Origin of the sequence: Pontiella sulfatireligans, assembly GCF_900890705.1 — a bacterium.
Lineage (GTDB): Bacteria > Verrucomicrobiota > Kiritimatiellia > Kiritimatiellales > Pontiellaceae > Pontiella > Pontiella sulfatireligans.
The window spans coordinates 125,266-141,833 of sequence record NZ_CAAHFH010000004.1 but is presented as its reverse complement, the minus strand read 5'-3'; the positions used below and the strand labels follow the sequence as shown (position 1 = coordinate 141,833).

General features: G+C 51.6%; 8 protein-coding genes. All 8 read left to right on the top strand.

Translation table 11 applies throughout. The features are described 5' to 3' along the window. The first annotated feature begins 139 nt into the window (after nucleotides 1-139). The 8 genes from SCARR_RS27630 to SCARR_RS27595 all read left to right on the top strand — a co-directional run bounded on the left by SCARR_RS27630 (nucleotide 140) and on the right by SCARR_RS27595 (nucleotide 16,565). Nucleotides 140-3,406, top strand: coding sequence for an Ig-like domain-containing protein (locus tag SCARR_RS27630; RefSeq protein ID WP_136065962.1), 3,267 nt, complete (start codon nucleotides 140-142; stop codon nucleotides 3,404-3,406). After that, nucleotides 3,403-4,974: a sulfatase gene (locus SCARR_RS27625; protein WP_222846496.1), complete on the top strand. Its 1,572-nt coding sequence runs from the start codon at nucleotides 3,403-3,405 to the stop codon at nucleotides 4,972-4,974. Before SCARR_RS27630 ends, SCARR_RS27625 begins: the two co-directional genes overlap by 4 nt. Then, on the top strand, nucleotides 4,974-7,985 hold the full coding sequence (locus SCARR_RS27620; protein WP_136065960.1) for a hypothetical protein: 3,012 nt from the start codon (nucleotides 4,974-4,976) through the stop codon (nucleotides 7,983-7,985). Before SCARR_RS27625 ends, SCARR_RS27620 begins: the two co-directional genes overlap by 1 nt. A 46-nt stretch (nucleotides 7,986-8,031) precedes the next feature. After that, a complete protein-coding gene (locus SCARR_RS27615) occupies nucleotides 8,032-10,398 on the top strand; it encodes a hypothetical protein (protein ID WP_168433672.1) in 2,367 nt (788 codons plus the stop codon). 23 nt (nucleotides 10,399-10,421) lie between these two features. Next, the gene (locus SCARR_RS27610) at nucleotides 10,422-13,274 is read left to right on the top strand and encodes a hypothetical protein (RefSeq protein ID WP_136065956.1); all 2,853 of its coding nucleotides are present in this window, start codon (nucleotides 10,422-10,424) and stop codon (nucleotides 13,272-13,274) included. A gap of 1 nt (nucleotide 13,275) precedes the next feature. Then, complete coding sequence (locus SCARR_RS27605) at nucleotides 13,276-14,178, top strand: VOC family protein (RefSeq protein WP_136065954.1); 903 nt, start codon at nucleotides 13,276-13,278, stop codon at nucleotides 14,176-14,178. A gap of 180 nt (nucleotides 14,179-14,358) precedes the next feature. Then, entirely contained in the window at nucleotides 14,359-15,678 is a 1,320-nt protein-coding gene (locus tag SCARR_RS27600) for a sulfatase-like hydrolase/transferase (RefSeq protein ID WP_136065952.1), read from the top strand. A 371-nt stretch (nucleotides 15,679-16,049) separates the two neighbouring features. Further along, entirely contained in the window at nucleotides 16,050-16,565 is a 516-nt protein-coding gene (locus tag SCARR_RS27595) for a DUF2271 domain-containing protein (RefSeq protein WP_136065950.1), read from the top strand. The last annotated feature ends 3 nt before the right edge of the window (nucleotides 16,566-16,568 follow it).

Here is a 16,568-nt window from a genome sequence, read left to right as displayed (position 1 = left end):
TTAGCTGATGGGTCTGAGAGGTGCGATGCGTGCCCTCAGGCTTCGAGTTGGATCAAACATGTCGGATGCAGGGAGCACATATTGTGAAACCTCTGTCGCTAAGATCGCTCATGCCGGTAGTTAATCAGTAAGGATCATCATGAAACAAATAGTTTATTTATTTGTCCTGGCCGGCCTCACTCTCGCAGAGGCTGCGGTGACTCATGATGCCAGCGTGCCTCCGTTGGTGTTTGCGACGCAGGAAATCAATGAGGCGCTTAAAGAAACGGGGAAAGAAAACCTGCAGGTAATGCTGACGATCAAGTTCGATGCAACAAACCCAGAAGGATTTCAGATTCGGGTTGCTGAAAATACCATTGAGGTGACAGGGGCGGATGCAAACGGCGCAATGTATGGCGGTATCGAAGTGGCTGAAGCGCTCAAGCTGGGACTTCCTCTTGAAAATGTCAGCCGCACACCCCTGGTGAAAAAGCGCGGGATTAAGATGAATATTCCGTGGGACTGTCGAACGCCTTCCTATTGCGATAAGGGCACGGCCGCGCAGAACAACATTGTGAACATCTGGGATTTCGAAGGATTCTGGAAACCGTACTTTGATGATCTGGCGCGCTATCGGTATAACGTGCTGAGTTTGTGGAGCACCCATGGTCATCCGAATCTGGTCCGCGTGCCTGGCTACGAAGACTGCGCCATGGAAGATGTCTGCCGCGTGAAGGAAGAAATTCTGCATCCCAAGTTTGATGGGAAAATCCGGCCGGACCTGGATGCCAATGGGGATGGCGAGGTCACGCCTGAAGACGGAACTATGACGCTGGTTAAACGGATCTCCGTTGATGAAAAGATCGCGCATTGGAAACAGGTTTTCCAATATGCGGAAGATCGCGGCATTGATATCTTCCTGTTCCACTGGGATGTCTATGTGAATGGATCGGAAGGGAAATACGGCATCACGCCGGATCAGACCAATCCCAAAACCATCGCCTATGTGCGCGCCAGCGTGAAAGAGCTGCTGTTGACCTATCCGCAGATTAAAGGGATCGGCATTACCTCTGGTGAAGATGATCGTCGCGAACTGGATAATACGCCGGACTCGACGGAAAATTATATCTTCAAGACCTACGGTAAAGGTATCATGGATGCGCAGGCGGACTCGCGTTGGAAAGATCGCGATTTCCGTTTTATATGGCGCAGGCATGGCTCCGAATATCCATGGGCGAAAGAGGCCATGAAGAATTATACGGGCGGTGTGATGGATACCAGTACAAAGTATTCAGTAGCTCATATGTATTCTTCACGCAGGCCGATGGAGTGGGAAAGCCGCATGGAAGGCGACGGCTGGCTGCAGGATTACAAGGTCTGGCTCAATCTGCGTAACGACGACATTTTCATGCACCGCTGGGGCAGTCCGGATTATGTGCGCGAGTTTATTAAAAACATGCCGCACGAACATATCCGTGGATTTTATATGGGATCAGACGGTTATTTCTGGGGACGCGAATTTATTTCGAAGAATCCCGAGCTGGCGGGGCAACTGGAGATCGACAAACATTGGTACAACTTCCGCATGTTCGGCGAAATGGCCTATAACAACGAGCTGGATGATGACTATTGGAAAGCCGTTCTGAAACATCGCTTCCCATCCGTGGATGCCAACCTTCTTTTCCACGCATGGGAACGTGTGTCAGAAGTCGTTCCGCAGCTGAACCGTTCGGTCTGGGCGTCGACCGATGGGGACTTCGCGCCGGAAATGTCTCAGGGGGATTCGTTCCTGAGCATGGATAATTATTATTTCGACCGCCGGTCGATGAAAATGCGCACGCCTCCGCCAAAGGGCGAACAACCCTGCATTTCTGTGCCGCAATGGGCGGAGAAAATCGTGGCGGGTGAAAATGCGGATCCCAATAACCGACTTACCCCGTTAGAAGTTGCCGATAATCTGGATGGCTATGCGCAGGTTGCACTCGATGCGCTCCCCGCATTGGAAAAACAGGCGGGTGATAACGCGGAATTGAATGACCTGCTGTTAGATATCAGAAGTATGGCGTATCTCGGGCAGTATTATGCCGACAAACAACGCTGCGCCGCTAATCTCAAGGTGTACCGATTAGGGAAACATCAGGAGAAAAAATATCACGATGCCGCTGTAAAGCACATTGAGGATGCTTCCAACCATTGGAAAGACTATGCGGATGTGCTGGAGTCGCATTACAAAACCTCGCTGCATGCCAAGACCGGTTGGTTCCGTTGGTACGATACGCTCGCGCAGGTCGAGGCCGAAGTCGTTCGGATCAAAGGGGAGGGCGCGCTTCCGGTCATTGAATTTGTCGGCCTGCAGGACGGCGACACGTTCAACGTCGGCACCAGCCTTGAAGTGCAGGTCAATGCGACCGCCGCGAACGGGATCGACAAGGTGAAGCTCTACCTCAACGGGCTGGTGCTGAATAGTGGAAAAGGACCGCAGCGTACTATCTGGAGCGGCTCCACGGATGATCTGTTGAAAAACTTGCTGAAAGATTGGTATAGCCTTGAAGCGGTTGCGGTGGATCAGAACGGCTTTGTGACCCGCAAGGAAATTTATATCAATGTGGGGAATGATTCGGCGGAAAAGGATGACTGGAAGTTTGAGACCTATGCCGTGATTCTAAGCGATGGGGAGGAATTCACTGCCGGTCACGGTAGGACGGAAAAGCAGATTCAAAACGATCAGGTAAAAGAAAAATGGAAAAAGTTGGAAGCCTCCTTCCAGTTCGATAACACCGGTAAAATGAAAATCAGGGATGATTTCCTTGGGATCAATCTTTTCAAATCCCGTTCAAAGGTTGATCCCGGCCCGCGGCGTTGCGAGTTCAAGGACGGCGCGGTCTCCACACTTAATCTGGTGGAACCGGTGAGTGTGCTCTGGTCATCCAGAACGTGGGATGCCGATAAGCAGGCCTTCAAACGTAAGGCCCCCGCGGAAAGTGGGTATGATGCACCCTTCGAGTTTGTGGTTACGCGGGGCAAAAAACTGGCAATCACCGGCATGAAAAACGGAACGCGCCAGATTGCCTGGTTTATGGATCCCGACTACGAAGACTGGACGGGTCAGTTCGCACGGAAGATGTCAGCGGTCAAGTCGGCTCCCAAACCAGGACAGCCGCGGGATCAGGAGAGCCTGGAAGATGAATTGAGGGATCTCAGAAGAGACGTCGTTAAAAAATTTAAGAAGAACCCTGACGTGATGGCATTGTGGAATGAATCCACGGCACTCAAGGGGAAGATTGAAGCGGTTAAAGTATCCGGCGACAAAGTCGCGTTGAAGGCTGCAAAGAAGGACTATATGGCGTCGCTGAAGAACGTCGACGACCTCCTCTTTAAACTCGATGCCCCCTACAAAGCTTTCTATGGCGAGGTATACAAAAAATGATGAAGCATATGAAGCAACTCACATTATGGACACTCTGCGGAATAGTTTCCGCTAGCGGTCTGGCCGCACAGACCAAACCGAATATTGTCATGATCTATATCGACGACTGGGCATGGAATGGATCGCCGATCGCGATGAATGAGTCGATGGCGAATTCCAAAATGCCCGCGCTGCAGATGCCGAATCTGGAAAAGCTGGCGAAGCAGGGGATGAAGTTTACCCATGCCTATGGATCGCCGCAGTGTGCGCCGGCCCGCGTGAGTCTGCAAACGGGGCAGTCCTGTCCGCACAGCGGTTACACGGTGGTGCTCGGGAAGGTTAAGGATGAGTACTACGACATGCGTCCGGAATATTCAAAAATGCCGATGCTTCCGAATGTGTCCGATACGCAGCTCGACGAAGAGGCCACGACCATCGCCGAGGCCCTGCAGCCGATGGGGTATGTCAGTGCCCATTTGGGTAAATGGCACATGTACAGCGATCCCGGGAAACACGGCTATGCGGTACATGATGGAGAAACCACCAATAGCGAAGGCAATACGCTGACGACCGGCTTGAAGAAAGGCGAACCGAAGCCGAAGTACCTGCCAAAGGATCTTTCTGATCCCAAACTCATGTTCAGCATAACCGACAAGGCTATGGATTTTATGGAAGACCAGGTGCAGGCGGGTAAGCCATTTTACTGCCAGATATCCCACTATGCCATGCACTCCGGCCGGGAATGCCTCGATGTGACCCGTCAGAAATATCTAAAGGATCCGTTGGTACAGGCGTGGTATAAGAAGAACAATCAGGATCCGGAAAAGATCACACGCAAAAATTGTCCTGCCAACTGGTTGGCGATGGGGGAAGACCTCGATGGACGGATCGGCGCCGTAGTGGACAAGCTGAAAGCACTGGGTGTATATGACAACACCTATATTGTCGTGGTGTCCGACAACGGCTACCGTCACGAAGAACTCCAGCTCCAACCCGGTATGAAGCAACCGTTGCATGCAAGGAAGTGGTGGGCATGGAATGGCGGTATTCGGGTGCCCATGATTGTTAAAGGACCCGGGATCAAAAGCGGTTCCGTCTTTAACGGAAACGTCGTTAACTATGACTTCCTTCCCACGTTTTACGACTGGGCAGGGGGCGATCCTTCCACCTTGCAGGACATCGATGGGGTCAGCCTGGTCGATTACATGAAAGGTAAAAAGCCGGATGAGGACTTCCTGAACCGCAACCTGTATTTCCATTATCCGCATTATCGCGAAGCGGTACCGCATTCGGCCATTGTTTCCGGTTCGTATAAGGTAATGCATTTTTATGAACGCCCCGATATTCCAATGCTGTTCGACCTTTCACAGGATCCCGGAGAAGTGAGCAATATCGCTAAACAGAATCCGGAAACACACAATCGGCTATTCGGCGAAATGATGGATTATCTTAAAGAGGTCGGCGCCCGGTTCCCCAAGGAAAATTCCAACTATGATCCCGCGGCCTACAAAAAAGACAAGAATACGGATAAACGGTTGTTGTGGGGCCCGTTCGAAGGCCAGCGTCCGCTCGAACAGGATGAAATCTAATGATGAATAAAATACCGTGTTTATTACTCGTGCGTGCATGCGCTCTGGGACTTCTTTTTCCCGGCGTTCTCAAGGCTTCGGTTAAGTATGATGCACAGATTCCTCAGGTGGTTTTTGCGGCACAGGAAATTAACGCTGCTTTAAAGGAGGCGGGCAGGGAGAACCTGCCGGTTTCGCTGGTGATTAAGCCGGATGCGGATACTCCGGAAGCATTTCAGATTAAAACCAGCGGGTCAGTCATCGAGGTAACTGGCTCGGATGCCAACGGCGCGATGTATGGCGGAATCGAAGTGGCTAATTATTTAAAGATGGGGCTGCCGATCAAAAATGTATCCCGCCAGCCTTTTGTTGAGAAGCGCGGCATCAAGAGCAATCTGCCGATCGACGTCCGGGCACCATCATACTGCGACAAGGGGACCGCGGCGCAGATCAATATCGTTAACATCTGGGATTATGAAGGCTTTTGGGTTCCCTATCTGGATGACCTTGCCCGCTACCGCTATAACCTGCTCAGCCTGTGGACCACGCATCCTTATGTGCACATGGCCAAAGTGCCGGGGTATGAAGACGCCTCGCTCGACGATGTCTACCGGCTCAAGGAGGAGTACCTCGTTCCCGGCATCTCAAACAAGTTTGAAGACATGGATAAAAACCATGATGGCTACCTCACCATGGAGGACGGAACCATCGAGCTGGTCAAAAAAATAACCATCGACGAAAAGGTCGAGCACTGGAAGAAGGTATTCCAGCATGCGGAGGATCGCGGCATCGAGATCTGCCTGTTCAGCTGGACCGTGTTCGTCAGTGAAGCGAGAGGCAAGTATGGCATCACCGAAGACCAGTCCAATCCCAAGACCATCGACTTCGTGCGAGAGAGTGTTAAAGAGGCGCTGCTGACCTATCCGCAGGTCAAAGGCATTGGCGTCACGTCGGGCGAGAATGATCGACGTGAGCTCGACGGTTCGCCGGATTCGACCGAGTGGTTTATCCGTAAAACCTACGCCCAGGCGGTGCTCGACGCAAAGCAGGACCCGCGCTGGGTTGATCGCGATATCCGGTTTATCTTCCGCCGCCACGGCAGCGAGTGCGAGTGGGTCAACGAGGTCATGGCCGACTATGATGGTGGTGTATTGGATACCAGCGTCAAATATGCGGTGGCACACATGTACTCCTCGCGTCGCCCGCAGGAGTGGGAGAAACGCATGGATGGTGATGGTTGGCTCGAAGCGGGATATAAGGTCTGGCTCAACCTGCGCAATGACGACTTATTTATGCACCGCTTCGGCAGCCCGGATTTCCTGCGCGAGTTGATTCGCAACTTCCCGCACGAGTCTATCCGCGGGTTCTACATGGGCTCGGACGGGTACTTCTGGGGCAAAGAGTTTATCTCTAAAGTGCCTGAACTTTCGGGCCAGCTGGAGATCGAAAAACACTGGTACAATTTCCGCATGCTCGGCGAGATGGCCTATACCCTCGATCTCGATGATAATTACTGGAAAGCCGTGCTGAAACATCGCTATCCAGGTGTCGATGTAGACCTGCTGTTTAACGCATGGGAAACGGTTTCAGAGGTGGTGCCGCAGCTCAACCGTTCGGTATGGGCGCCGACCGACGGTTCGTTTGCACCGGAAATGTGTCAGGAAGGCAAAGCGTTTCTTTCGGTCGATAGCTACTATCTCGCACGACCGCCGATGATCCTGCGTAAGAATCCCCCAGCCGGCGAACAGCACTGCGTATCGGTCAACGACTGGGCCTCCCAGGTGGTGGCTGGCGGGGACGCCGATTTCGGCGACAAGCTCACTCCGCTTGAAGTGGCAGACCAGCTCGATAGCTATGCCGAGGCGGCCCTGACTGCTCTGCTTACTTTGAAAAAGCAAGTCGGCGACGATGCCGAGTTGCGCGACGTACTGCTGGATATGGAGAGCATGGCCCGCCTGGGGCAGTATTATGCGGATAAACAACGCGCCGCCTCTCATTTAAAAGTGTACCGCCTCGGTGGATGGAAGGACAAGAGCCGCCACCAGCTGGCCGTGGATGCCATCGAACAGTCACGCGACCACTGGCAGGCCTATGCTGATGTTCTTGAATCCCACTACAACACCTCGCTACATGCCAAAACCGACTGGTTCCGCTGGTATGAACGTCTGAAAGACGTGGAAGGTGAAGTTGCTGCTATTAAGGGGGAGGGTGCGCTGCCAACCATCGCGTTCACCGGGCTCACCGATGACACAAGCTTCTCTACGGGGCACAACCTCGATGTCGCGCTCGACGTGACTGCGGCGGCCGGTTTACATAGTGTCCGGTTATACTTGAATGGCATTCTCGTTGGAGACGCCGCAACCCAGGCCACGCCGGTCTGGACCGCTGCCGACCACAACGAGCTTAACGGGCTGAAGGAAGACTGGTACAGCCTGCGTGCGGTCGCGGTCGACCAGGAAGGCTTTGTGACGGAGAAAGAGGTCTACGTTCAGGTTGGCAAAAATCCCGGCGACAAGGAGGACTGGAAGCTCGAGCCCTATGCGGTGCTGATGACTGACGGACAGGAGTTTCATTCCGGCAACGGCGAAAACGATGAGGAACGTAAGAAGCAGATTTACCAAAAGTCCTATGATGGCATCGGTGTGACGTTCCAGTTTGATGCGGGTGGCAAGCTTGTTGTACGCGACCACTTCTACGGGGTCTCGATCATCCGCTCCTACTCCAAAGCCGACAAGGTCGGGCAGGGGCCGCGGCGCTGTGAATTCAAGGATGGTGTGGTGACCACGTACAACTTAGTCGAGCCGGTCAGCGTATTGTGGTCGTCGCGCGGTTACGACCGCAATGAACAGGTGCTCAAGGGTTTGCTTCCTTCCGAGAAAGGGTTCAAGGGACCGTACCAGTTTGTCATCACGCGGGATAAGAATTTCGCCATCTATGGCACACGCAACGGCAAGCCGGCTTTGATCTGGTCGGAAAAACCCGACTGGAAGTTCTGGGAAGGGCGTTTTAAAAACCGCCTGCCCTCAAAATAAATCATCTCCATCGAATGCAACAGGTTAGTATAACAAATAGGATAATATGAAAGAAATACAGGGATCATTTTTTGGTGTGCTATGCATGTTGAACCTGCTCTTGCCCGGCTCTCTGTCGGCTTCGGTTCAATATGATTCCAACAATCCGCAACTGGCGTTTGCCGCGCAGGAAATCACGTCGGCCTTAAAAGAGATTGGTCGTGAAGATCTGCGGGTTTCGCTGTCGATTAAACCGGATGGTGCATCGCCGGAAGCATTTCAAATACAGAGAGTTGGATCGGCCGGGATCAAAGTAACCGGTTCGGATGCCAACGGCGCGATGTATGGCGGTATTGAAGTGGCTGAATATCTGAAGCTGGGACTTCCTATCGAAAACGTCAGTCGCGAACCGTTTCTGGAAAAACGCGGAATCAAATTCAACATCCCCTTGGATGTGCGCAATCCCTCCTATGACGATTCGGGCGATGCTGCTCAGGAGAACATTGTAAACATGTGGGATTTTGAAGGTTTCTGGAAACCCTATATCGATGGCTTGGCTCGTTACCGGTATAATACGCTGAGTCTATGGACCTGCCATCCGTATCCTCAAATGGTGAAATTGGCGGATTATCCCGATTGCGCTGCGCAAGATGTATATAAAGCCAAGGCGGGGGCTCTTGATCACGAGTCCAAGGGGCGATATTTCACCAAAATTTTTATGATGAAGAAAGGGCAGCACAACTGGGTTGATGGATGCCTTGATACAAACGGAGATGGGCATCTTACCCCAGAGGACGGCACCATTGAATTGGTCAAAAAGATGACCATCGACGAAAAAATTGCCCACTGGACAAAGGTGTTCAAGCATGCAGGGGATCGCGGGATCCAAGTGACCCTGTTTCACTGGAACGTTAACGTGCATGGCGCGAAAGGCCATTATGGGATTGAGGCGGATCAGACCAATCCGAAGACTATTGCGTATATGCGCGCGGCTGTGAAGGAACTGGTGCTGACCTATCCGGCCATCACGGCCATTGGGGTGGCCGCAGGAGAGACGGATGATGAAGAGTTGAAAGGTGATCTGTCCACCGAGGCGTTTATTTACAAGACGTATGGTCTGGGAGTGATGGATGCACAAAAAGAGCGCCCTGATCGGGAAATTCGTTTTATCTGGCGCAATCACAGCACGGAGATGGAAGATGTCGAGGAACAGTTCACGTCCAAGTACACCGGCGGTCCGGTTGATGTCAGTGTGAAGTATGTTGTGGGCCGCATTCATTCATCGAGGCGGCCGCAGGAATGGGAAAAACGTGCCCTTAAAGCCGGCTGGCTGGGACAAGGCTACCGAATCTGGCTGAATCTCCGCAATGACGACCTGTTCATGCATCGCTGGGGCAGCCCGGACTATGTCCGTCAGTTCATCCGGAATATGCCGCTGGAGCACTCGCCTGGTTTCATGCTGGGTTCAGACGGCTATGTCTGGGGTAAAGTCTTCTATTCCACCGTGCCGGAGTTGCAGGGTCAGCTCGAGCTCGACAAGCATTGGTATAACTTCCGGATGTGGGGTGAGATGGCCTACAACAACGAACTGGGCGATGACTATTGGACGGCTGCCCTGAAGCACCGCTTCAGTCTGAATTCACAAAGCGCTGAGTTGCTTCATGACACCTGGCAGACGATTTCCGAAGTCGTACCGCAGATCAACCGGGCAGTGTATGAAGGCACGGACTACGCGCTGGCTCCGGAAGGGTGCATTTACGGCGGGAAAACCAGGACCGGTTTCCTGACGATCCCCAGCTATTACTACGGTGAAGGGCAGAAGTCGTTAAGGCGTCTGCCGCAGAAGCTGAAGAATCCGCCGCCGGCAGGGGAGAAACCGTGCATCTCCATCCCGGTTTGGGGCAAAGCCTACATGAACGGTAAACATACCTACTTCGGTGATGACAAACTGACGCCCCTCCAGGTTGCAGACAATCTGGACCGTTGGGCTGATGTCGTTGATGCTGCGCTTCCCCGGCTTAAGTCGAAAGTCGGCGGAAATGTCGAATTGCGTGATCTCCTCTGGGACATCGAAAGCATGGCGCTGCTCGGTCGGTATTATGCCGATAAACAACGCTGCGCCGCCAAATACTGGGTTTACCGGGAATCGGATTTCGACAACCAATACAAAGAACTGCACGAAGAATCGATTGACCACATCAAAGCAGCCGAAAGTCATTGGGAAGCCTATGCCGCCGTGCTGGACAAGCATTACAAACCGCAGCTGTTGGCCCGCACCCACTATCTGGATTGGAACAGTACGCTGAACAACGGGGAAGGGTCCGGACGGGATGGACAAGCACTTGGGGTTAAGCAGGAAACTCAGGATATTATCAACAGGAAATACGTTAAGCCTAAGCCTATGGGTAATAAGAAAAAAAACAAAAAGAAATAGTAGGCATCATTAGAAACATAACCATGAAAACGTCATTCATATATCTACCGAGCCTGTTATTCGCCATCGGCTGTTCTCTCCCGGAGAATCTTCCGGCCGCTATTCGGTATGACGCAACGAACCCTAAACTGGTCTTCGCGGCGCAGGAAGTCGCCGCTGCGTTGAAGGAGGCGGGTAACGATCATCTCCAAGTGACACTGTCTATCAAACCGGATGAATCATCACCGGAGGCGTTTGAGCTTCGAACCGATGGGCAAACCCACGTGGAGGTGATCGGCTCGGATGGCAATGGTGCGATGTATGGCGGTCTCGAACTCGCCGACCGTCTGAAACTGAGCCTTCCAATAGAAAATGTGGAGCGGGTACCTTTTGTTAAGAAGCGCGGAATTAAATTTAATATTCCGTGGGATGCCCGCACGCCTTCCTATGACGACACGGGAGACAACGCCCAGAAAAACATTGAGACGATCTGGGATTTTGAAGGCTTCTGGAAACCCTATCTCGATGACCTCGCGCGGTATCGCTACAACGTCCTGAGCTTGTGGAGTACGCATCCATATCCATCCATCATCAAGCTCGACGATTATCCGGAGGTGGCGCTCGATGATGTTTATCGAATTAAAGGCGGCCTGCTGAAACCCGAATATAAAAATAAACTCCAGAATCTGGATCAGAACGGGGATGGTTATTTAACCCCGGAGCATGAAGCCAACGTGTTGGAGCGGGTCAAAATAATAAGCATGGATGAAAAAATCGAACATTGGAAAAAGGTGTTCGATTATGCCGGGGATCGCGGAATTGAGATCTACCTGTTTCATTGGAATGTCTTCACGTTCGGGGCCACGGACAAGCATGGGATCACCGAAGATCAGACCAACGACATCACGATTGATTATCTCCGGAAGTCCGTGCGCCAGACGTTGCTGACCTATCCGAATATAAAGGGGATCGGCGTCACGGCCGGGGAGAATGCGGATAACCAGATCAAGGGGAAGTATTCGATCGAAAACTTTCTCTTCAATACCTATGGCCGCGCCATTATGGATGTGAAAGAACAGCAACCCGACCGCAAGGTTCGTTTTATTTTCCGGCGGCACATGACCGGGCTGGATCCGATCACTGAAGCCTTTTCTGATTTTACGGATGATTTTGACACCAGCTTTAAATATGCGATCGGGCATATGTATGGAATGCGGCAGCCCAAGTTGTTCGATATTCAATTCCGGCGAGAGGTGGAGGAGTTCAAGGTGCCGTGCTGGCTCAACCTGCGGAATGACGACCTGTTTGTCATGCGCTGGGGCAGTCCGGATTATGTGAGCGACTATATCCGAAAAATGCCGCTCGATGTGATGCCCGGGTTTTACATGGGCTCCGACGGCTATGTCTGGGCGCGTGAGACGATTGCCAAAAATCCGAAGATGGCCGGACGGTTGGAGATTGATAAACACTGGTATCGGTTCCGGCAGTGGGGACAGCTGGCCTATAATCCAGACCTTGGAAAAACGTATTGGGTAGCGGTTCTTAAACAACGGTTCCCCGGCGTGGATGGTGGACTGTTGTACGATGCCTGGGCGGCGGTTTCCGAAGTGGTTCCTCAGATGAACAGCGCGGTTTACAAACCGAACGATGCCATGATCGCGCCGGAAGGGTGCATCGATAACAGAGGGTTCATGACGGTCGATAAATATTTTTTCGATTCGGAATGGAATGCGCCGATGCCCCGATCCGGCATTCAATCGGTGATGGACTGGGGCAAGGCTGAAGCTGCCGGGAAAGAGCACGAAGGGAGCACGCCGATGCAGGTGGCCGATAAACTGGACGGCTATGCGGCCGCCGCACAGGATGCGCTTCCGGCCTTGCGCAAACAGGCGGACGGTAATCCAGAGCTTGAAGAAACGCTGAATGATATTGAAGCGATGGCTTATCTGGGCCGCTACTATGCCGACAAAATGCGAGGCGCCGCCAAACTGGCGGCGTTTCGCGAGGACATCGAGCAGAAGCATTTTAATGACGAAGCGGTAGTGCATCTTGAAGAGGCTTCCAAGCATTGGAAGGCCTATGCAGGGATCGCTTCCGACCAATATAACCCACAACTGATGGCTCGTACGCATTACATGGACTGGAATGCCATTCTGAAAGAGGTGGAAAAGGAGGTCGAGACGGTTCGTCGGGAAGGGGATTATCCAGAAGTTCAATTTCTCGGGCTTAAGGGAGGACCGCAGTTTGCCGAAGGGGCTGATCTTGAGATCCAGGTAAAGGCAACCGATGGAGACGGCATTAAGCAGGTTAAACTGTATCTGAACGGTCTGTTGTTGAAAGGAGATTCCAATGTTTGGAACGGTTCAACGGATGAACTGCTTAAATCTCCAAAGGCTGGAAAGTATGAGCTGGTGGCTGTAGCAGAAGATAAAAATGGCATTTTTGGCCGAAAGGCCATTCAGGTTGCGGTGGGTGATGCTTCTGCTTCCAAGGATTGGAAAGATGAGGTTTATCAGATCATCCTGAATGAAGGGGAACGGATTGCGAGTAACGATAAAATCGTTTTCCAACGGTTGGAATGCGATCTGAAGGTGAATGATGACGGCCGGTTGGTGCTCCATGGGGTTAATCGTGGTGGAGTTGGCCCCTGGGTGCTGCTATGGAAAGCGGTGATGCATCGGGATCGCACAACTGGGCCGTATTATGCAGTATTGGAACAGGGACGTTTGACGACCTATCGGGCGGAGCCAGGAAAATCGGAAGTTATCATTTTCCAAACCCCGGAAGTTTCCGGAACGGGTTCATATAAGTTAGGAATAACGAAATCTAAAAAACTGGTCATTTTCCGCCTTGCGGTAAGCGGTGACATGGAAGTGGTCTGGAAAAGTGAGGAATAAAATGACACATATAAAAAGTTTAACCCGTGTGATGATTCTTATAACGATGTTTATCCCTGGCCTGTTGTTCGCCCAGCATCACAAAGAAAAGCTTTCACCAGTGTTGTTTGAGCATCTGCGCATCAATGTGGCGGACAAAGAGGCCACAGCGAAGTGGTATGTTGAGAACGTCGGCCTGGAAATTATCCCTTCGGACAACGACGATGTCGTGTATGTGGCTGATAAGGATCATAACTTCATGTTCGAATTCAGCTCCATTCCCGGCCTCAAGAATGCCTACTCCGATGTGGATCTGAACGCTTATCACTTGGCGTTCGAGGGGCATGCAACCATCGAGGCGGTGGCGGAGAAGATGCTGGAGAACGGCGCGACTCAGCTCGGCGAGATCTATCGGAATAAGGTCGGGGACTATGTGTTTAACCTGCAGGATCCCAATGGATTTGCTGCGCAGCTGATTAACCGCGTAGACGCGTTTTATCCCGATCCCGTAAAAAGCACGATTCGTTTTGAGCACTTTGCATTTAATACTGAAGATCAAATGCTTTCCGCGCTGTGGTATGTGCAGTTCATGGATCTGACCATTCCCTGGTCGAAGGATATCAAAGCTGACAATAACAACTATCGCACCTACCGCGTTCCCTACATCGGTGATGTCGAAGAGCGAATGAGCTTCGAGTTGTTTGGCAAAGATCTGGAGTGCTCCCTGAACAACATGCCTCACGAAGTCATTCACACGGCCTTTTCAACGGATGAACCTGAAAAGCTGGCCAAACGGATGATTCATGGCGGTGCCCGGCAGGTCGGCGAAAAACGCACCGAGCCCAACGGCGACATCATCATTGATCTGTATGATCCGCGTGGGATTCCTCTCCGCTTAATCAAACGAAAACCCCCGATACTATAGGCCCGACGCGGTTTCGCTTCGGAAGGGATGGCAACGAATGAATGGAAAGCAACGAATTTCCCAGCGTAGCAGATTAGTTGCTTTCCATTCATTCGTTGCTGAAAAACCTGCATGATCCCTTTCCGCATAGTAACTTAAGGACCGCATGATGGTAATAAGGTTAAAAGGAAGTACCTAATTATGAAAAACCTATTTACGCTCCACCTATTAATCGCAGCAGTGGTCTGCTCCGCGTTTGCTGATCAAAAACCTAACATTATTTTTATCCTTTCGGATGATCAGGGCTATGGGGATCTCGGTTGTTACGGTTCCGAGAATATAAAAACGCCGAACATAGACTCGATTCGCGAAGAGGGGATTAAGTTTGAGAGTTTCTATGTGCAGAATCGATGCTCTCCAACCCGTGCATCCTTTATGACCGGATGCCATGCCCAGCGGATCGACATGGCCAAAGTGATTTACCACCGAGACCGGAGCGGTTTGAACGCCAATGAAATCACGGTCGCGGAGCTTTTAAGAGACGCGGGCTATGCGACCGGTCTCGTGGGCAAGTGGCATCTGGGTGAATGGCCACAGTTTAATCCGACCTATCATGGATTCGATTATTTCTATGGCTACATTGACCAAGGTGGCGAAGGCCGGGTGATCCTCGAAAACAGAGAAAAAGAGGCGGACGTAGACAAAGAAACTGACCGCTTCAGCTCTAAACGGTTTTTGCCGGCAGGGCTCGAATTTATCCGCAAGAATAAGGATCAGCCCTTCTTCCTCTATTACGCATCGAACATTCCGCATACCAAATGGCTTCCGCATGCTGATTTTGCCGGATCGTCTGAACAGGGGGCTTATGGGGATTGCGTTCAACAACTGGACTGGGAAGTCGGGCAACTGCTGAAGGAACTCGATACGCTTGGCCTTAAAGAAAATACATTGGTCATCTTTGCTTCTGATAACGGGCCTCAGCTCAATACGGAGGGCTACGGCAGCGCCGGCCCGTTACGGGATGGGAAGTGGACGTATTTCGAAGGTGGAGTCCGGGTGCCGTGTGTGATGCGCTGGCCGGGTAAAATTCCTGCGGGTTCGACTAATAGTGAAATCACCGGGATCATCGATATGCTGCCGACGTTTTGTGCGATGGCAGGCGTAGACGTGCCGTCGGACCGGATCATCGACGGGGAAAATATTTTGCCATACATGTTCGTCCAACCATTGGGAAAACCGATTCATGAGACGTTCATCTTTCCGGGGGCGACCATTCGGCACGGCGACTGGAAACTATTTGTGAAAGACCAGAAGCCCGGTGGTGGAATTAAAAAAGGCAAAACGGACCGCGTGCCTGCAAAAGAAGGATCATTGTTTAATCTCAGTAATGATCTTGGCGAAAGCAAAGATGTATCCGGTGCGTATCCCGAAAAGGCGGCGGAGTTGAACGCCATGATGGAGACCTATATGCAGGCCTTTAAACCAACCATCCGGCCCAGAGAAAACGTATCCACAGATTAAAGGGGTCAGTATGAAGATTGGATTTATCGGAATGGGCATTATGGGGCGTCCAATGGCGAATACTCCCGCAAAGCTGATCTTAGCCTTGATCGTTCGGTGAAATGCAAAACGACAACCGCAGCCGTTAGTTCCGTTTTACAGAATGGTCGCATTGGCTTAACGTCATAGCCATAAGATGACGTGTTAGCTGCTTGCCATATTGTTGACAATATGCAATATGTACAGAGTGTTTAATGATTAAGATGATGCAAAGAGGGATGGGCGGTATGTCAGAGAGCCGGTTTCGGTAGCGTCACTTAGTGGGCAAGGGGATCCTTCCCTTGATCTCGGGCCATGCTTTCAAAAGACGGCTTGCAGGAAGAAGTGAGAATATGAAGAGACCTATTTTAACGTCAATGTTGTTTGTCCTGATCGCAGTCTCGACAGCTCTGGGTGGAGAAACCAATGGTTCGGTGGAGTTCACGGTGACAACGAAGCCGACAGAGGGAAAGTACGCACCTCGTCACGTTTTTGCCGTATGGGTAACCGATAGCGAGGGCAATTTTGTCAAGACCCTGAAGGTGCTGGCGAAAAAGCGCCAGAAACACCTCCGAACATGGGCACAGTATTCGCAGAAAAACAGTGTCGATGCCATCACTGGAGCAACACAAAAAATTCATTCCGCCCATGTAGTAAGCTGGGATTGCCGTGATACTGAAGGAAACCTGATGCCTGACGGCGAGTATCAGTTTTACGTGGAATTCGCAGACAAAAACGGGCAGGGGCCGGTAACTCCCCCTGGCCACATTCAGTTTAAAAAAGGTCCAAAGGCCATATCCTTGAAATTTGAGAAGTTGCCTTATTTTGATAATATGACGCTGAATTACAGATTGAAGGAGACGTCATAGAGA